The organism is Kutzneria kofuensis (genome assembly GCF_014203355.1).
Classification (GTDB): domain Bacteria; phylum Actinomycetota; class Actinomycetes; order Mycobacteriales; family Pseudonocardiaceae; genus Kutzneria; species Kutzneria kofuensis.
Genome location: NZ_JACHIR010000001.1, coordinates 2973549 through 2992960 on the forward strand (window position 1 = coordinate 2973549; position 19412 = coordinate 2992960).

Here is a 19412-nt window from a genome sequence, read left to right on the forward strand (position 1 = left end):
GGGCAACACCACCCGCCTAGCTTCGTCACGAAAACAGCCGGCGACGTGCCGGGACGGGCTACGAGCCGAAGGAGCCAACGAGGGTGTTCACCAATCCCGACGAGGTCCTGCGCTTCATCTCCGACGAGGAAGTGAAGTTCGTCGACGTCAGGTTCAGCGACCTGCCAGGCATCATGCAGCACTTCACCGTGCCGGCGGCGTCGTTCGACGCGGATGCCATCGCCGAGGGCCTGGCCTTCGACGGCTCGTCGGTTCGCGGGTTCCAGCAGATCCACGAGTCGGACATGCTGCTGCTGCCCGACCTGGCGACCGCGCGGATCGACCCGTTCCGCATCGAGAAGACCCTCATCGTCAACTTCTTCGTGCACGACCCGCTGACCCGCGAGCCCTACAGCCGTGACCCGCGCAACATCGCGCGCAAGGCCGAGCTGTTCATCGCCGAGAACGGTGTCGCCGACCAGGCCTTCTTCGGCGCCGAGGCGGAGTTCTACCTGTTCGACTCGGTGCGCTTCGACAGCGCCGAGAACGCCTCCTTCCACGAGATCGACTCGATCGCGGGCTGGTGGAACACCGGCGCCGACGAGGAGGGCGGCAACAAGGGCTACAAGGTCAAGTACAAGGGCGGCTACTTCCCGGTCTCGCCGACCGACCACTTCGCCGACCTGCGCGACAAGATCACCCTGAACCTGATCGAGTCCGGCTTCACCGTCGAGCGGGCCCACCACGAGGTCGGCACCGCTGGTCAGGCCGAGATCAACTACAAGTTCAACTCGCTGCTGCACGCCGCCGACGACCTGCAGCTGTTCAAGTACATCGTCAAGAACACGGCGTGGCAGGCCGGCAAGACCGCGACCTTCATGCCCAAGCCGCTGTTCGGCGACAACGGCTCGGGTATGCACACCCACCAGTCGCTGTGGAAGGACGGCGCGCCGCTGTTCTACGACGAGTCCGGCTACGGCGGCCTGTCCGACACCGCGCGCCACTACATCGGCGGCCTGCTGCACCACGCGCCGAGCCTGCTGGCCTTCACCAACCCGACGGTGAACTCCTACCACCGCCTGGTGCCCGGCTTCGAGGCCCCGGTCAACCTGGTGTACTCGCAGCGCAACCGCTCCGCGTGCATCCGGATCCCGATTACCGGCAACAACCCGAAGGCCAAGCGCGTCGAGTTCCGCTGCCCCGACTCGTCCGGCAACCCGTACCTGGCGTTCGCCTCGATGCTGATGGCCGGCCTCGACGGCATCAAGAACAAGATCGAGCCGCCGGCCCCGGTCGACAAGGACCTCTACGAGCTGCCGCCGGAGGAGGCCAAGGAGGTCGCGCAGGTGCCGGGCTCGCTCGGCGAGGTGCTGGACAACCTGGAGCGCGACCACGACTTCCTGCTCGAGGGCGGCGTGTTCACGCCGGACGTGATCGAGACCTGGATCGCGCTCAAGCGGGAGAACGAGATCGACCCGCTGCGGCTGCGCCCGCACCCCTACGAGTTCGCGCTGTACTACGACGTGTGATCGACGGCGGGTTCATCCCGCCGGAGCTTGACGTCGCGCAGAAGCCGGGTCCGTCCGCACGGGCCCGGCTTTTGCTTGCGGCATATCGGGAAGTGACACACAGACGTAACAAAACGACCGGCCCGGTCGGGTTGGATGAACATCTGGTGATGCGCCGGCGGTGCAGGAGGTGGCGAGGTGGCCGAACCCGTTCCCGTGGACTCCACTCGTGAGGTTGTCGTCGCCGTCCCCGTCTACGACGCGGTCCGCGGCCTGAACCGGGCCTGGCCGGCGAACTACCGGCTCAGCTTCGACGTCACCCCGCACGGCGAGGTGGTCATCCGGGGCGACAAGGCCGGCCTACGGGGCCTGGCCGTCCAGCTGCTCGCGCTGGCGCAGGAGGACGTGCCGCAGCGGTACCACCACCGCATCGACGACTTCATGCTGGAGATCGACCGCGGCTCGTTACCCGTGCGGATCGAGCAGGCAGGCTGACAGCAGGGGCTTCGGAGCCACCCTCTAAGGTCACGCCCGTGGCCGAAAATGACGCGAACCTGCTGTCCACCCACTACTTCGACTCCGCCGCCGAGGCGACCGAGGCGGTGCGCGCCGCAGACCTGCTCGGTCTGGGTGTCGCCCTGTCCAACCGGCTCGTCCCGGACACCGACTCCGACGACGGCTCGTTCGTCGAGGAGTGGGTGGTCGACGTCTTCGCCAGCGTTCCCGAGGCGGAGGCCGACAGCGAGGCCGAGGTGGCCTGACCGCCGAGGTGGGGCGTGAAAGCACGCCCCACCCCAGCGCTCGTCAGACCGTGATGACGATCTTGCCGCGCACGTGGCCGCCCTCGGCCAGGCGCTGCGCGTCCGCCGCCTCGGCGAGCGGGAACACCTTCTCGATCGACACCGTGATCTCACCCGATGCGGTGCGTTCGCCCAGCCAGGCCAGCTGCTCGCTGTTCGGCTTGACGAAGACGTACTGCCCGCCGAACTCGCGGACGCCGGCGTCGATGATCGATCCGATGCGAGCCGGATCGCGTACCAGCTTCGGCGAGACCCGCAGCGCGTCGCCGCCGATCAGGTCCACCACCGCGTCCACCTTGCCGTCGCCGCCCAGCAGCGCCGCCACCCGATCCTCCAGGCCCTCGCCGTAGGTCACCGGCTCGGCGCCCAGCGAGCGCAGGAAGTCGTGGTTGCGTTCGGACGCCGTGCCGATGACCTTCGCCGCGCCGAGCACGCGGGCGATCTGCACCGCGAAGTGGCCGACCCCACCGGCCGCAGCGTGCACCAGCACCGTGTCGTCCTCGCCGACGCCGATCTTCTTCAGCAGTTGCAACGCCGTCAGCCCGGCCAGCGGCAGCGCCGCCGCCTGCTCGAACGTGATGCCCGCCGGCTTGTGCGCCAGGCCCCGTTCCGGCGCCGCCACCAGCTCCGCGTAAGTGCCGTTCTGAACGTGGTCCTTGCGCAGGTAGCCGAAAACCTCGTCACCGGGCGCGTAGCCGTCGACCGCCGGGCCGGCCTGCACCACCACGCCCGCCGCGTCCCAGCCCTGGATCAGCGGGAAGTGGTGCGGCAGCGCGCCCTGCAGGTAGCCGAGGCGGATCTTGAAGTCCACCGGGTTCACGCTCGTCGCCTTCACCGCCACCAGCACCTGGTCCGGCCCGACCACCGGGTCCGGCAGCTCCTGGAGCGACAGCACGCTCGCGTCGCCGAACTCGGTCTGGGCGATTGCCTTCACTCGTCCTCCATCACTGGGCGTCGTAGAAGATCCGCTCCACCACACTGCGCGCTCGGCGGGTGGTGCGCCGGTAGTCGTCGAGGAATTCGCCCGGATCGGTGCCCTGCGGGTAGCCGAGCGCCGCCGCGACCGAGGCCAGTTCGCGTCCAGAGGTTGGCACCTGGTCGGTCGGCTTGCCGCGGACCAGCGTCACCGCGTTGCGCGCACGCGTCGCCATCAGCCACGCCGACGTCAGCGCATCGGCATCCGCCGCGCTGATCAGCCCCAGCTCCGAGGCCAGCGCCAGCCCCTCGATCGTCGACGTTGTGCGCAGCTCCGGTCGGTCACCCGCGTGCTGGAGTTGGAGCAGCTGCAGCGTCCACTCGATGTCGGCGAGCCCGCCCCGCCCCAGCTTCGCGTGCGTCGCCGGATCGGCGCCGCGCGGCAGCCGCTCGGCGTCGACCCGGGCCTTGATCCGCCGCACTTCCCGGACCATCGCCGGCTTGAGGCCGCCCGCCGGGTAGCGGACCGGGTCGACCATCTCGCAGAACCGGCGGCCAAGGTCCTCGTCGCCGGCCACCGCGCTGGCCCGCAGCAGCGCCTGAGCCTCCCAGACCTCCGACCACTGCGCGTAGTACGCGCGGTACGACTCCAAGGTCCGCGCCAACGGCCCGTTGCGACCTTCGGGCCGGAGGTCCGCGTCAACCTGCAACGGCGGATCCTGGCTCGGCGCTGCGAGCAGACGTCGGACTGCCTCCGCGATCCCGGACGCGTACCGCACCGCCTCGGCGTCGGTCGCGCCGTTGCGGGGCTCGCACACGAACAGCACGTCCGCGTCCGACCCGTAGCCGAGCTCCCGGCCGCCGAGCCGCCCCATGCCGATCACCGCGATCGTCGCCGGCGGCGGCGTCCCGTCGGCCGACCGCAACGCCACGTCGAGGGCCGACTGCAACACCGCCAGCCACACTCCCGACAGCGCCGCGCACACCTCCTCGACTTTGACCAATCCGAGCAGGTCGGCGCAGGCGACGCGGAGCAGTTCGTGGCGGCGCAGCGAGCGAGCCGCCGCGACCGCCTGCGTGAGGTCGGCGTGCCGGCCGACCGCGCTGCGCAGCGATCCCGCCACCTCGACCGGGCTGCGATGCGCGAGCGACGCCGTGTCGGACAGCAGACGCAGCACCTCCGGCGCACGCACCAGCAGATCCGGCACCAGCTTCGACGTGCTCAGCACGACGGCCAGCCGTTCGACGACAGCGCCCTCGTCGCGCAGTAGCCGCAGGTACCAGGGCGTATCCGCCAGCGCCTCCGACACCCGCCGGTACGCCAGCAGACCGCCGTCCGGATCCGGCGTGTTCGCCAGCAGATCGAGCAGCACCGGCAGCAACGTCATCTGGATCGCCGCACGCCGCGAGACCCCGGACGTCAACGCCTCGATGTGCCTGAGCGCACCGTCCGGCGCCGTATACCCCAGCGCCGCGAGCCGAGCCGTGGCCTCCTTCGTCGTCAGTCGCATCGCCTCGGTCGGCACCCGTGCGACGGCCTCCAGCAGCGGCCGATAAAAGAGCTTTTCGTGCAGGCGACGCACCCTGTTGCCGTGCCGCCGGAACTCGGCCAGCAGCACGTCCGCCGCCGCCCGCCGGCCGTCCGGGTAGAGCCCCGCCGACCGCGCCAGCCAGCGCAGACCCGCGCGATCATCGTCGGCCGGGAAGGTGTGCGTCCGCCGCAGCCGCTGCAACTGGAGCCGATGCTCCAGTGTCCGCAGGAACCGATACGACTCCGCCAACCCGGCGGCATCGGCCCGCCCCACGTAGCCGCCCGAGCCCAACGCGGCGAGCGCCGCCATAGTCGTCGGCGACCGCAGCGCCTCGTCGGACCGGCCATGCACGAGCTGCAGCAACTGGACCGCGAACTCCACGTCCCGCAGCCCGCCACGCCCCAGCTTCAGCTCCCGTTCGGCAAGTCCCTTCGGCACGTGGTCCTCGACCCGGCGCCGCATCGCCTGGACGTCGACGACGAAGTTCTCCCGCCCGGCCGCCGTCCACACCATCGGCGCCAGCGCTTCGACATAGCGTCGGCCGACCTCCTCGTCGCCAGCGACCGGCCGTGCCTTCAGCAACGCCTGGAACTCCCAGGTGCGGGCCCAGCGCTTGTAGTAGGCGATGTGGCCGTCCAGGGTCCGGACCAGGGCGCCGGCCTTGCCCTCCGGCCGCAGCGCCGCGTCCACCTCGAAGCACGCCTCGCCTGCGATGCGCATCATCGAGCTTGCCAGCCGGGTCGCCGTCGGCAGGTCGTCGTCGTTGTCCGCGACGAACACCACGTCGACGTCACTGACGTAGTTCAGCTCCCGGCCGCCGCACTTGCCCATCGCGATCACCGCGAGCTTCGACGGCTTGCCGACCTGCCTCGCGGCCAGCGCCAGGGATGCCCGCAACGCGGCGATCGCCAGATCGGACAGCTGCTCCGCGACCTGCTCGTAGCCGGGCTCGGCAATCTCCGGCTGCACGAGGTGCCCCAGATCGGCCGCCGCGATGTCGAGCAGCAGTCCCCGATACGCGCGGCGCAGCTGCCGAACGTCACCGGCCCCTTCCTCGACCGCACGCAGCAGATGCGCCGTGTAGTCCGCGTCCGGCGCGGTCTCCGAGCTCAGCCGCGCGCACTCGTCGGGATTCGCGATGAGGAAGTCGCCCAGCGCCGTCGATGAGCCCAGGGTGGCGATCAAGCGCCCACGAAACCCGCCGTCGGTGTTCAACGCCTCGGCGATGGCCGGCCACTGTTTGCCAGCGGCCTCCCGCAGCCGGTCCAGGCTTTGCAGCGCCAGGTCCGGATCGGGACTGCGCGACAAGGCGCCGAGCACCAGCTCGGCGCCTTCGACCGGACCTCCGCGCCACCAGCCGCCGGCGTGGAGGATCTCCTCGGCACGTGGATCGGTGAGCCCGAACCGGGCTGGCGAGGACATGGACCGTGGATCTGTCATGACGGGCCCAACCGTAGTCCCACCGGCCTGGTCACGGTCATTGTCGGGCCCGTCAGCGTCAGCGCGAGATGATCAGGAACAGCCCGTAGAGCACCACGGCGGAGCACGCCGCGAAGCACACGACCGCCAGCGTCAGGGCGCCGGCACCCGAGCCGCCCTGGGCCCGCGCGGCCACGCGCTGCGAGACGCCGCGGATGCCCGTGGCGAACAACGCCACCACTGCGGCGACCGACACCAGGCCGACGATGAACACCTCGGCGAGCGCCGCCCAGTTCACGCTCATGCCGCCACCTTCAGGGGCTCGAGCGGCAGCTCGTCGTTGACGACGCTGTCGGGAGTGACGGGCTTGCGGCGCGACGCCACGTAGATGCCCGCCGCGACGATGATGCCGACGGCGGCCACGATGACCACACCGGCGGTGCCGGTGCTGGCGATCGAGCTGGCCACGGCACCCACGACGGCGGCAGCGGGCAGCGTCAGCACCCACGCGAGGACCATGCGGCCCGCGGTGTTCCACTGCACGTTCGACGCCCTTCGACCGAGCCCGCCGCCCAGGATGCCGCCGGACACCACGTGGGTCGTCGACAGTGCGAAGCCGAGGTGCGAGGACGTGAGAATGACCGCCGCGGCGCTGGTCTGCGCCGCGAAGCCCTGCGGCCCGTCGATGGTGGTGAGGCCCTTGCCCAGCGTGTGCGTGATGCGCCAGCCGCCGAAGTAGGTGCCGAGCGCGATCGCCGTGCCGGCGCTGATGATCACCCAGACCGGCGGGCCCGCATTGGCCGGCAGCGCGCCTGCGGTGATCAACGTCAGCGTGATCACGCCCATCGTCTTCTGCGCGTCGTTGGTGCCGTGCGCGAGCGAGACCAGGCCGGCCGACACGATCTGGCCGATCCGGAAGCCCGACGACACGACCTTGCGGTCCGCGGTCCGCGTCAGCCGGTAGGTCAGGTAGGTGGCGCTCATCGCGATCAGACCGGCGATCACCGGCGAGGCGACGGCCGGGATCAGGACCTTCTCGACGACCTTGCCGAAGTGCACCGCGCTCGCGCCCGAGGCGATCCAGGTGGCGCCGATCAGGCCGCCGAACAACGCGTGCGATGAGCTGGACGGCAGGCCGACCAGCCAGGTCAGGAGATTCCAGACGATGGCGCCGACAAGTCCGGCGAACACCACGGCCGGAGTGATCTTGAGGTCGTCCACGATGCCGCCCGAGATGGTCTTGGCGACCTCTACGGAGAGGAAAGCGCCGACCAGGTTCAGCACTGCGGACATGGCGACGGCGACTCGTGGTCGCAATGCGCCGGTCGCGATCGAGGTGGCCATCGCGTTGGCCGTGTCATGGAAACCGTTGGTGAAATCGAAGGCCAGAGCCGTCAGCACAACAACGGCGACCAGTAGGGGGACGTCCACCAAAATCCTCCGGCGGTGGGCAACTACGTGTAGAACGCTACCCCACGTCGGATGGGGTGACAGACCCCCGTGTGGGCGTCATGCCGCGAACGTACAGTGACGACGCGTTATCACACCAGTGGCAGCGTTCTGGAACTTCCCAGCGCCGGCTCAAGCTCCCCGGTGCTGAGCTGCACGAACCGCTGCGCAAACGGTTGCCATACCTCGGACAGCGTGACATGCGCCTCCGCGAGGTTGTCCGGTTCGAGCTGGCCAGGCCGTGCGAGGGCCGCCTCTTCGGGCGCGAGCTCCGCCCACTTCAAGACGATTTCCGGCGTCGTCTCGATATGAAATTGCACGCCGTAGGCCACCGAACCGACGCGGAATGCCTGATTCGGGTAACGCGGTGACGATGCCAGCAGTTCGGCACCGGGCGGCAACAGCGCGATCTCGTCGTGGTGGAACTGGAGCACATCCGGCGTCAACGGCAGCTCCGCGAACAACGGATCCCGCGCCGCGGTGTCCCGCTTGGCCACCAACAGCACCCCGACCTCCGGGCCCTGACCGCCACGCCGCACCTGGCCGCCGGTCGCCACCGCCAACAACTGCGCCCCCAGGCACACCGCCAGAGTCGGCATCTTCGTCGCCACCGCCTTCGACAGCAGCAGCCGCACGTCCGCCAGCCACGGGTACTCGCTGTCGTCGAGCGCGCCCATTTCTCCACCGAGGCAGACGAGGCCCTGGTAGCCGTCGAGCGCCGGCAACGGCTCTCGCGACGGCGCCACGATGTCGAGCTCGGCGCCAGCGGCCGTGAGCCATTCCCCGAGACGGCCCACCGGATCGGCATCGGAGGGCTGAACCACGAGCAGGCGAGGCAGAGTCACGCCATGAGCCTAATCCCGGTCCCGCTGCCGCCAAGACCGCGGCCGGCCGGCTGGCCGCACGCCACGGCGGCACTATCGCCGGCCGGGCTGGACTCCCTTGTGCGCCGGCGAGACCACGGCTGGCCCGATGGCCGAGCGCCTCTGCTCAAGTCTTATCCGGCTGGGCTGCCAAACAGGACCGCTCACCCGCTCGCCAACTCGTGCCGACCATCACGTCCGGCGCCGCAAGCCATCCCGCAAGCCACGTCAGCTTGCCCAGCCAAGGCCGGCGAAGCCGCACTGTGATGGCGGCGAGCCCTGACTGATCCCACCGGTGAGCCTCGCTCAGCTCCGTGTGTCGAAGGCCAGCTCGACGTAGTCGGCGACGGGACGGAAGCCGATCCGGAGGTACACACCGTTCGAGGTCGGGTTGGCGAGGTCTGTGTAGAGCAGAACCTCCTTGGCGCCGGCTTGCCGAGCCCATCGCGCGGCCTCGGCAGTGACCGCCGCCGCGTAGCCGCGCTGTCGGTGCTCCGGCGGCGTGTAGACCGGTCCGATCCGAGAGGCGCCGGCGTTCGGCACCTTCGCGGCAGCGCTGCTCACCGGGACGCCATCGGCCTCCCAGATCACGTACCCGGCGCCCAGCGCCAACAGCCGCCGCACACCGGCCTCCGCATCGGCCATGGTGTCGCCACGGTAGGGAGACGCTTCGGTCGAGAAGCCGAGCCAATGCTCCGACAGCAGCGCCAGGTCGGCCTCCGTTCCGAGCCGGGCCTCGCCCTCGACCACTGGGACTGTCAGCTCGCCCAGGCGATAGAGCCGGAGATCAAGCACGGTCCGCACATCACAATCGGCCGCGGCCGCCCAAGCACCGGCGAAGGATTCCGCGACATCCCGCGGACCCATCACACTGCCCAGGCCGGGGTACCGCGCGTGCAGCTCGTCCACGAACGGACCCACATCCGTGACGTCGACTCCGCTCAGCGCCAGTGGCCACGGCGGGGTACATAGCGCCGCCCCACTCAGGGCGCCCTCGTCGTCATGCAAACTCACCAGCACCGGCGGCGCCGCATCGGGCTGCGGCGCGTCGCTAAGCGCATGGACGACGCTGAGCACGGTCGTGTGCCTGACCGGCTCGGCCTCGTACAGGTCTTTGGTCACCGCCCAGAAGTCGGTGACATCGTCATAGAACCTGACCTCCATGAATCAACTGTGCCCAGCAGCAGGCCTACCCCGCGACCGGTTTTTGCCCTGAAACACGGGAAAGCCCCCTGTCTGCGAGATCGCAGACAGGGGGCTCCCAAGTTAAGTTCGGCGGCGTCCTACTCTCCCACACCCTCACGAGTGCAGTACCATCGGCGCAGGAGGGCTTAGCTTCCGGGTTCGGAATGGGACCGGGCGTTTCCCCTCCGCCAACACCACCGAAACACTATGAAAGAATCCCACAGCCAAGACCCAGAACCCATCACAGGTCCCAGCCCTCGCTGGTTGGTTCCTTCAGAACCACACAGTGGATGCGAAGCGTCTTTGTAAACAAGCCCTCGGCCTATTAGTACCAGTCAACTCCACCCGTTACCGAGCTTCCATCTCTGGCCTATCAACCCCATCGTCTATAGGAGGCCTTACCCTCTCAAGGAGGTAGGAGATCTCATCTTGGAACAAGCTTCCCGCTTAGATGCTTTCAGCGGTTATCTCTCCCGAACGTAGCCAACCAGCCATGCCCCTGGCGGGACAACTGGCACACCAGAGGTCCGTCCATCCCGGTCCTCTCGTACTAGGGACAGCCTTCCTCAAATCTCCAACGCGCACGGCGGATAGGGACCGAACTGTCTCACGACGTTCTAAACCCAGCTCGCGTACCGCTTTAATGGGCGAACAGCCCAACCCTTGGGACCTACTCCAGCCCCAGGATGCGACGAGCCGACATCGAGGTGCCAAACCATGCCGTCGATATGGACTCTTGGGCAAGATCAGCCTGTTATCCCCGGGGTACCTTTTATCCGTTGAGCGACCACGCTTCCACAAGCCATGGCCGGATCACTAGTTCCGACTTTCGTCCCTGCTCGACCCGTCAGTCTCACAGTCAAGCCCCCTTGTGCACTTGCACTCAACACCTGATTGCCAACCAGGCTGAGGGAACCTTTGAGCGCCTCCGTTACCCTTTGGGAGGCAACCGCCCCAGTTAAACTACCCACCAGGCACTGTCCCTGAACCGGATCACGGTCCGAGGTTAGACACCCAGAACGACCAGAGTGGTATTTCAACGACGACTCCACCAGCACTGGCGTGCCAGCTTCACAGTCTCCCACCTATCCTACACAAGCCGAACCGAGCACCAATACCAAGCTATAGTAAAGGTCCCGGGGTCTTTCCGTCCTGCCGCGCGTAACGAGCATCTTTACTCGTAATGCAATTTCACCGGGCCTGTGGTTGAGACAGTCGAGAAGTCGTTACGCCATTCGTGCAGGTCGGAACTTACCCGACAAGGAATTTCGCTACCTTAGGATGGTTATAGTTACCACCGCCGTTTACTGGCGCTTAAGTTCTCAGCTTCGCCCCGAAAGACTAACCGGTCCCCTTAACGTTCCAGCACCGGGCAGGCGTCAGTCCATATACATCGTCTTACGACTTCGCATGGACCTGTGTTTTTAGTAAACAGTCGCTTCTCGCTGCTCTCTGCGGCCGAAAAACCCTAGCCCGCAAGGGGCTTCAAGTCCCTCGGCCCCCCTTCTCCCGAAGTTACGGGGGCATTTTGCCGAGTTCCTTAACCACAGTTCACCCGAACGCCTCGGTATTCTCTACCTGACCACCTGTGTCGGTTTGGGGTACGGGCCGCATAAACACTCGCTAGAGGCTTTTCTCGACAGCATAGGATCACTCTACTTCGCCTCAATCGGCTACGCATCACGTCTCAGCCACACATCAGGACGGATTTGCCTACCCTGACAGCCTACACGCTTACACCAGTACTACCACTCACTGGCGGAGCTACCTTCCTGCGTCACCCCATCGCTTGACTACTACTAGATCGGATCCCGCGCACTCCGAGGATCATCCGAAGACTCTCCCCATCGCGGGCGGTTAGCATCACTAGCCTCACCATGGACGCGTTTACACGGGTACGGGAATATCAACCCGTTGTCCATCGACTACGCCTGTCGGCCTCGCCTTAGGTCCCGACTTACCCTGGGCGGATTAGCCTGGCCCAGGAACCCTTGGTCATCCGGCGGACGAGTTTCTCACTCGTCATTCGCTACTCATGCCTGCATTCTCACTCGCGTAGAGTCCACGGCTAGGTTCCCCTGCCGCTTCATCCCCCACACGACGCTCCCCTACCCATCCACACGACTGCACGCCAGCAAGCTGACGCGGATCACATGTGCGAATGACACAGCTTCGGCGGTGTGCTTAAGCCCCGCTACATTGTCGGCGCAGGACCACTTGACCAGTGAGCTATTACGCACTCTTTAAAGGGTGGCTGCTTCTAAGCCAACCTCCTGGTTGTCTGGGCGACCCCACATCCTTTCCCACTTAGCACACACTTTGGGGCCTTAGCTGGTGTTCTGGGCTGTTTCCCTCTCGACTACGAACCTTATCGCCCGCAGTCTCACTGCCGCGCTCTCACGTAATGGTATTCGGAGTTTGGTTGACTTCAGTAAGCTTGTAGGCCCCCTAGGCCATCCAGTGCTCTACCCCCACCACGAAACACGCGACGCTGCACCTAAATGCATTTCGGGGAGAACCAGCTATCACGGAGTTTGATTGGCCTTTCACCCCTAACCACAGCTCATCCCCCAGGTTTTCAACCCTGGTGGGTTCGGGCCTCCACACGGTCTTACCCGCGCTTCACCCTGGCCATGGCTAGATCACCCCGCTTCGGGTCTAGAGCACGCGACTAAAACGCCCTATTCGGACTCGCTTTCGCTACGGCTACCCCACACAGGTTAACCTCGCCACGTACCACTAACTCGCAGGCTCATTCTTCAAAAGGCACGCCATCACCCCTGCAAAGGAGGCTCTGACGGATTGTAAGCACACGGTTTCAGGTACTCTTTCACTCCCCTCCCGGGGTACTTTTCATCTTTCCCTCACGGTACTAGTCCGCTATCGGTCACCAGGGAGTATTTAGGCTTAGCGGGTGGTCCCGCCAGATTCACAGCAAATTCCACGAGCTCGCTGCTACTTGGGAGCATTGCAAGGAAGACAGCATGTTTTCGCGTACGGGACTATCACCCTCTACGGTCCAGTTTCCCAAACTGATTCCACTAACACACTGTTTTCTGACTTCCCGCCTGGTCAGCAGCCCAGACAAGCAATATCCCACGACCCCACAAACGCAACCCCTGCCAGGTATCACACGTCCATGGTTTAGCCTCATCCGCTTTCGCTCGCCACTACTCACGGAATCACGGTTGTTTTCTCTTCCTGTGGGTACTGAGATGTTTCACTTCCCCACGTTCCCTCCACACACCCTATATATTCAGGCGCGGGTGACCCCACATGACTGAGGCCGGGTTTCCCCATTCGGACACCCTCGGATCACAGCTCGGTTGGCAGCTCCCCGAGGCTTTTCGCAGCCTCCTACGTCCTTCATCGGCTCCTGGTGCCAAGACATCCACCGTGTGCTCTTCATAACTTGCCACAAAGATGCTCGCATCCACTGTGTAGTTCTCAAAGAACAACCAGGAAGTCCAACCCATTCACGAGCCACCTAGCTCCACACACTCCGTGTGGCCGGTTTGAACTCGGGCCGAACCCTGTGGTTCGAAGCAACACCGCTTTCGCGTGTTCCCTCAGGACCCAACAGCGTACTGACAACCCCAACCAGCCCGCACAGCATCGCGTTCCACGCTCCAAAGAGCAGTACTAACGAACCGGCCAACCAGCTCTGTTGCATCTAGCCAGCATCCACATCTATGAGCAATCACTCTGAAGACGGTCGCTCCAGTAAGTGATCCTCCACTCGGCCACAGGCCTCGTGTTGGGTGCTCCTTAGAAAGGAGGTGATCCAGCCGCACCTTCCGGTACGGCTACCTTGTTACGACTTCGTCCCAATCGCCAGTCCCACCTTCGACCGCTCCCTCCCTTACGGGTTGGGCCACGGGCTTCGGGTGTTACCGACTTTCGTGACGTGACGGGCGGTGTGTACAAGGCCCGGGAACGTATTCACCGCAGCGTTGCTGATCTGCGATTACTAGCGACTCCGACTTCACGGGGTCGAGTTGCAGACCCCGATCCGAACTGAGACCGGCTTTCTGGGATTCGCTCCACCTCACGGCTTAGCAGCCCTTTGTACCGGCCATTGTAGCATGTGTGAAGCCCTGGACATAAGGGGCATGATGACTTGACGTCATCCCCACCTTCCTCCGAGTTGACCCCGGCAGTCTCCCATGAGTCCCCGCCATTACGCGCTGGCAACATGGAACGAGGGTTGCGCTCGTTGCGGGACTTAACCCAACATCTCACGACACGAGCTGACGACAGCCATGCACCACCTGTACACCGGCCACAAGGGGGCCAATATCTCTACTGGTTTCCAGTGCATGTCAAGCCCAGGTAAGGTTCTTCGCGTTGCATCGAATTAATCCACATGCTCCGCCGCTTGTGCGGGCCCCCGTCAATTCCTTTGAGTTTTAGCCTTGCGGCCGTACTCCCCAGGCGGGGAACTTAATGCGTTAGCTACGGCACGGAGGACGTGGAAGCCCCCCACACCTAGTTCCCACCGTTTACGGCGTGGACTACCAGGGTATCTAATCCTGTTCGCTCCCCACGCTTTCGCTCCTCAGCGTCAGTATCGGCCCAGAGACCCGCCTTCGCCACCGGTGTTCCTCCTGATATCTGCGCATTTCACCGCTACACCAGGAATTCCAGTCTCCCCTACCGAACTCAAGTCTGCCCGTATCGACTGCAAGCCCACAGTTAAGCTGTAGGTTTTCACAGTCGACGCGACAAACCGCCTACGAGCTCTTTACGCCCAATAATTCCGGACAACGCTCGCACCCTACGTATTACCGCGGCTGCTGGCACGTAGTTAGCCGGTGCTTCTTCTGCAGGTACCGTCACTTGCGCTTCGTCCCTGCTGAAAGAGGTTTACAACCCGAAGGCCGTCATCCCTCACGCGGCGTCGCTGCGTCAGGCTTTCGCCCATTGCGCAATATTCCCCACTGCTGCCTCCCGTAGGAGTCTGGGCCGTGTCTCAGTCCCAGTGTGGCCGGTCGCCCTCTCAGGCCGGCTACCCGTCGTCGCCTTGGTAGGCCACTACCCCACCAACAAGCTGATAGGCCGCGGGCCCATCCTGCACCGCCGGAACTTTCCACCACCACAGATGCCTGTAGTGGTCATATCCGGTATTAGACCCAGTTTCCCGGGCTTATCCCAGAGTGCAGGGCAGGTTGCCCACGTGTTACTCACCCGTTCGCCGCTCGTGTACCCCGAAGGGCCTTACCGCTCGACTTGCATGTGTTAAGCACGCCGCCAGCGTTCGTCCTGAGCCAGGATCAAACTCTCCAATAAGGATTGTGTTTGATCGAGACTAGTACAAACTGGCAATCAAACCAGTTATAACCATCTCAAAGGAACCCACTAAGGGGTTATTCATTGTTACTGGCTATTACAGTACGCTGTTGAGTTCTCAAAGAACACACGCACACCATCTCGCACCGCAGTGAAGCGGGTTGATCCGGGGCTTTGGTGTTTCAAAGCTTAGCCGGTCCGTTCTCACCAAGCAAATCGGCTCTGAGAGTCGAAATTCTGGGTTTCAGGCCCGGCGGTCGCACACTCTACCACGTTCACACGGGAGCTTGTTTCGCGACCTAGGATCTTGGTGTCTTCGCTCGTCCTCGCCGGCCCTTGCGGTCCGGGGCGAGTCCGTGTTGCGCTGACAGAGAGAAAGTTACTCAGGTCGATCACCAAAGTCAAATCGCCTGGTCAGCGCGGTTAACAGCCGGCATCAGACCCCTTTGCCGCGCGGCCGCAGCCACAGCGTCGAGCTTCGCGAGTCGCCGGTTGCCTCCAGCACTTCCTCCGGACTGGCGATGCGCTGTTGGTCCACCGGCACCAGGTCGTAGCCCCAAGTGCGGAACTCTCGAAGCACGGTGATCGGGTCGTCGCCGAGGTCGGTGATCGCCGACGGCGAGAACGCGCACAGCACGTGCGGACGATCCCTACGCAGCAGCCGCACGAGACCGCCGAGAGCGCGATGCTCGCGCCCCGGCGCATCCACCTTCACCACCGACAAGCGCATCCCCGACAGGCTCGGGATGCTCTCCAGCTCCTTGTCCAAGCGCACGCCACGAACCGATCCGCCCAGCTCGGCCGGCTTGTTCTCGTCCATCGGCTCGAGGACCGGCGCGTTGGCGAACTGCACCGAGCCAGCCGGCAGCTGGTTCTGCGCCGGCGAAGCCGCGGCATGCACGGGCGGCCCCGGGTTCGGTCGGACCGCCACCCCACCGGTCAGCGTCGGCTCGGCGAGCAGGTCCGTCGCCTGGTCCCACGCCGCCCCTTCGACGACAACCAGTCGCTCCGCGATCTGCGGCGACAGGTTCACGCTGACGTTGTGCCTGAGCAGTCGCCGCACCGAGTCGCACGGCTCGACAGCGACGACCGCACCGCTGGCGCCGAGCAGGCTCAGCACCCTGATCGTGTGATATCCGACATGGGCGCCGATGTCGACGAAGACGCCGTCCGGCTCGACCAGCGAGTCGATCAGGCCCGACAGTTCCGGCTCCCACACGCCGTTGCTCGACAGCAATGGCAACATGAGCGCGTCCTCCGACGGAAGCCTGAGCAGGCCCACGTCACAGAGCACGAGCGAACTCGACACTCCTTCGACCGTTCCGCCGTGCCGTTCGTGCTCGCGTACGACGACCCGCCGCAGCGCATCGGACGTGTGCAGCGCCTGGTCCGCGGCGCGGAGTCCGGATTCGAGCCGGCCGTCGCGCTCGCGCAGGCTCTCCGCGACCTTCGACTCAAGTGCGTCGATGCGATCGAGTGTCTTGTCGAGCATCAATGTGAGGCGGTCGAGGCGATCGGCGAGCGTGTCCAGCTGCTTCGTCCGCTTGGCCGCCTCGCCGACGAGCGCGTCTTCCAGCTCACGCAGTCGACGCCCCTGACCTGCGAGATCAGCGCTGACCCGCACCACACCGTCGTCGGTGGAGACGAGTTGATCGCCGAGCTGGGAGTGCCTGTCGATGAGCCGCTCGAAGTCGGCTCGGAGACTCTCCAACTCGACGAGACCGCCGACCTCGCGGATCTCGTCCTGCCGGCGGAGCAGTTCGCCGGCGGTGCGCTCCATGCCGTCGAGGACCGTGCCGAGAACGTCACGAAGGTGGTTGTCGTAGTGGTTCAGGACACGAAGCACGCCCTTGCGCAGCGCCGGCGCCATCGGCATCCGGCTCGCGACGTCGACGTCCGGCTGGCGGAGCAGCGCGTGCTTCGCGGAGTGCAGCGGGCCGAGCGGATCGGTGTCGTTGCCGCTGCGTGATGCCGAACGTCGCGCCCGCCACGTGCGGTATGCGTGTTCGACCCGTTCCTTCAGCTGGTCGGCGACCTTCGGCAGGGAGTAGGCGCGCAGCAGATGCCAGCGGCCGGTTCGCGACAGACGATCGGCGACCTCTGGATCGTCGGCGACTTCGCGAAGCAGCTTCGACGCCACTTCGATGTCCGGTTCGGTGCCGCCGTGATGGCACGGCACGAGCACAGCGGTGTCCTCGTCGAACAGCTCCGTGACAACACCGTGCGCGCTGGCGATCACCGGCACGCCGCGGGCCGCCGCCTCCGTGAGACCCCACGCGAGCAGGTCGGATCCGCCGCCGCGGTGCAGCGACAGCGCCCAGTCGGCGGCGTCCAGCAGGAACGGCAGGCTGATGGGGTCTTCCACGAGCCGAATCCGAGGATCCGTCGCGGTCGCGAGCCGGAGACGTTCGGCCGCCTCCGGGTGCTCGGCCGATCCGGAGACGGCGAGCAGCAGGAGGACGTCCTGCCGATCCGGGAACGCGGCGAGGAACGCCGACACCGAGCCGAGCGCGTTGCCGACGCGTTCGGCGGCGTGATCGACAACCGTGGCGAAGACCACTTCGTCGCCGATGTTGTGCGCCGACCTCGACGCGGCCCGTGCCGCCTCTTCGCGTGCAGGACGGTCGAGAACCGGGAGGGTGATCGCCCTCACCGGAACGCTGACCGTCTGCTCGAGGGCGGCACGGGTGGTCTCCGAGGTGACCCACACCTCATTCACGTCCGCCGGGCCGCCGACCGGCCCGGGGCCGGTTCGGACGGCGACGACGTACCGCTCGGCCGGAGCCGAAGCTTCGTCATCACAGAGCAGAACGACCGGGTAGCCGGGTTCGGTCGCCGCAGGCAGACCCGAGGAGCGGGCCGAAGCTGCGACGAGGTCGGCGACCCAGCCGCTGCCGAGCACGGAGACGCCGAGCTGCTCGAGCAGCGTGGTCTCGCCGCCGGGTCGTTTCGGTACCGCGTCGAGGTGGATCCGGCCGCTCGCGACGCCAGGTCCGGCGCACCACTCGCGGAACGCCTGGCTGTCGGCGCCGAACGGCTCCGCGAACTGGCCACGGAGGGCTGGGTCGTCCTGCCAGACCGCGAGGGCCCATCGGGTGGAGCCGGGCAGACCGTCAACGGGTTCCGCCGCCCATTCGATGAACTCGGCCTGGGCGGTGCCGAACGCCGGCGCCGGTGGACGCTCGCCGGCGCGATCGGCTGCGAGCAGCGCTCGGCGGTACTCCGCGCGGAGCCCGGTGGGCAGGCTCGTGCCGTCGGCAAGCTGCCCGAAGCCGTATTCGGCACGCTCCTGGCCGAGGCCATGTCGTACCAGCTCGTTGCGATAGCTCGTGCAGAGCTCGGCGAGGAGCGTGTGTTCGGAGAGCAGGACGCGGGGACGGGCCGTGACGTCGGCGGACAGGAGCCACGGGCGCTGCGGGTCGAAGCCGTTGAAATGCACGGTCCGCAGCGGACGCCCGTCGATCAGCAGAGCTGCGTCGTCGTCCTTGGTGAGCTGGCGTTGGCCCGCGCTCCAAACCGAAAGACCGATGCCCGGGTCCCGGAGCACCTCGTGATCGACGAGAGCGGGGGCGCTGTCGAGGAACGTCGCGGCGGCTTCCGGCGCTTGACGCACCGTGTCGAACCAGGAGTGCAGGAAGGCCTCGGCGCCTGGTGCCACCGCGACGAAGCCCGAGTCGTAGACGCCGGCGGCGGCCAATTCCTCGGGGGTGGGTCGCATGCCGTCGTCGGAAAGTGGGCGGAGCACCCTCGGCACGAGAACCAGCGGCTTGCGTGCGAGCGCGGGAACGACATGGTCGGCGACCGAGTCGACGACGTGCACCGACGGATCGAGGTAGAGGACGGGACCGCGGTCCGCGAGCAGGCGCTCCAGCAGCCGGGGTCGGAGGACCGCGCAGAGCTGCTCGGCGGTGCAGGCAGTCGCGAGCTCCGCCAGTTCGCGGTCGCCGATGCCAATGTCGGCCGGCGCGAGCACGCCCTGACCGGTTGTGGCCGGGTCCGCATCGACGATGAGTGCGACGAAGCGACCGTTGTTGTGCACGGTCAGGAAGGCGGCGCCCAGCGTACGGACCGCCGGTAGCTGCGCCTTTGTCGCCACTGTGCAGGCGCTGAGCACCGGCTGCTCGGCAGCCGGGAGTGCGATCGACGGCGGCACATCCGGCCCGCTCGAACCGGCGGGACCGATGCCGACCTTGATCACGGATGCGATCGGCTCGGCGGGCTCGTCGGCGTGTGGGCCTGTGGCAGGGACGTCAGTCACGGGCACAACCTAGCCCGATCCCGCGTCGGGTCGAAGTAATGCCGACCGTTGGTCGCCGGTGATGTTCACGCAGCCGGCAGAGACGGTCGGTACCGCGGCGCGCGTCGTGCGTCGCTGGCCTGCCCGAACGCGGCGGAGTAGATCAACATCTTGGCATCGGCCCTCCGCCGGGCCATGAACGACACGCCGACTGTTGTTGAGCGATTGGATCCGGA

10 protein-coding genes and 3 rRNA genes are annotated in these 19412 nt (G+C 66.2%); 3 read left to right on the plus strand and 10 right to left on the minus strand.

From position 1 onward, the window contains the following. Nucleotides 1-83: 83 nt before the first annotated feature. From glnA to BJ998_RS13490, 3 genes are all read left to right on the plus strand, one after another. The gene (gene glnA / locus BJ998_RS13480; protein WP_184861668.1) at nucleotides 84-1508 is read left to right on the plus strand and encodes a type I glutamate--ammonia ligase; all 1425 of its coding nucleotides are present in this window, start codon (nucleotides 84-86) and stop codon (nucleotides 1506-1508) included. A gap of 177 nt (nucleotides 1509-1685) precedes the next feature. Then, nucleotides 1686-1982 carry an Imm32 family immunity protein gene (locus BJ998_RS13485; protein ID WP_184861670.1) on the plus strand — a complete coding sequence of 99 codons (297 nt, stop codon included), beginning with the start codon at nucleotides 1686-1688 and terminating at the stop codon, nucleotides 1980-1982. Between the two features lie 38 nt (nucleotides 1983-2020). Next, complete coding sequence (locus BJ998_RS13490; RefSeq protein ID WP_184861672.1) at nucleotides 2021-2248, plus strand: hypothetical protein; 228 nt, start codon at nucleotides 2021-2023, stop codon at nucleotides 2246-2248. A 43-nt stretch (nucleotides 2249-2291) separates the two neighbouring features. Here BJ998_RS13490 and BJ998_RS13495 read toward each other — a convergent pair whose 3' ends face one another. The 10 genes from BJ998_RS13495 to BJ998_RS49150 all read right to left on the minus strand — a co-directional run bounded on the left by BJ998_RS13495 (nucleotide 2292) and on the right by BJ998_RS49150 (nucleotide 19197). Next, on the minus strand, nucleotides 2292-3221 hold the full coding sequence (locus BJ998_RS13495) for an NADP-dependent oxidoreductase (protein WP_184861675.1): 930 nt from the start codon (nucleotides 3219-3221) through the stop codon (nucleotides 2292-2294). Between the two features lie 10 nt (nucleotides 3222-3231). Beyond that, nucleotides 3232-6174, minus strand: a complete 2943-nt coding sequence (locus BJ998_RS13500) for a bifunctional [glutamine synthetase] adenylyltransferase/[glutamine synthetase]-adenylyl-L-tyrosine phosphorylase (RefSeq protein ID WP_184861677.1) — start codon at nucleotides 6172-6174, stop codon at nucleotides 3232-3234. 58 nt (nucleotides 6175-6232) lie between these two features. Further along, nucleotides 6233-6457, minus strand: a complete 225-nt coding sequence (locus tag BJ998_RS13505) for a hypothetical protein (RefSeq protein WP_184861679.1) — start codon at nucleotides 6455-6457, stop codon at nucleotides 6233-6235. Next, the gene (locus BJ998_RS13510) at nucleotides 6454-7584 is read right to left on the minus strand and encodes an inorganic phosphate transporter (protein WP_184861681.1); all 1131 of its coding nucleotides are present in this window, start codon (nucleotides 7582-7584) and stop codon (nucleotides 6454-6456) included. The genes BJ998_RS13505 and BJ998_RS13510 overlap by 4 nt, the downstream gene beginning before the upstream one ends. Before the next feature lie 110 nt (nucleotides 7585-7694). After that, nucleotides 7695-8447, minus strand: coding sequence for a type 1 glutamine amidotransferase (locus tag BJ998_RS13515; protein ID WP_312890094.1), 753 nt, complete (start codon nucleotides 8445-8447; stop codon nucleotides 7695-7697). 324 nt (nucleotides 8448-8771) lie between these two features. Next, nucleotides 8772-9629, minus strand: a complete 858-nt coding sequence (locus tag BJ998_RS13520; RefSeq protein ID WP_184861683.1) for a GNAT family N-acetyltransferase — start codon at nucleotides 9627-9629, stop codon at nucleotides 8772-8774. A 106-nt stretch (nucleotides 9630-9735) separates the two neighbouring features. Further along, nucleotides 9736-9852 (minus strand): 5S ribosomal RNA (rrf, locus tag BJ998_RS13525). 103 nt (nucleotides 9853-9955) lie between these two features. Beyond that, nucleotides 9956-13068, minus strand: a 23S ribosomal RNA gene (locus BJ998_RS13530). Between the two features lie 354 nt (nucleotides 13069-13422). Beyond that, nucleotides 13423-14939: ribosomal RNA gene (locus BJ998_RS13535) — 16S ribosomal RNA — on the minus strand. The 16S, 23S and 5S rRNA genes sit together here, the layout of an rRNA operon. Nucleotides 14940-15375: 436 nt before the next feature. Further along, nucleotides 15376-19197: an FkbM family methyltransferase gene (locus BJ998_RS49150; protein WP_184861685.1), complete on the minus strand. Its 3822-nt coding sequence runs from the start codon at nucleotides 19195-19197 to the stop codon at nucleotides 15376-15378. Nucleotides 19198-19412 lie beyond the last annotated feature (215 nt).

Bases quoted from the DNA above. Each gene is read 5' to 3' on its own strand.
- BJ998_RS13500 (WP_184861677.1), bottom strand. From the start codon at position 6,174: ATGACAGATCCACGGTCCATGTCCTCGCCAGCCCGGTTCGGGCTCACC.
- BJ998_RS13505 (WP_184861679.1), bottom strand. From the start codon at position 6,457: ATGAGCGTGAACTGGGCGGCGCTCGCCGAGGTGTTCATCGTCGGCCTG.
- BJ998_RS13520 (WP_184861683.1), bottom strand. From the start codon at position 9,629: ATGGAGGTCAGGTTCTATGACGATGTCACCGACTTCTGGGCGGTGACC.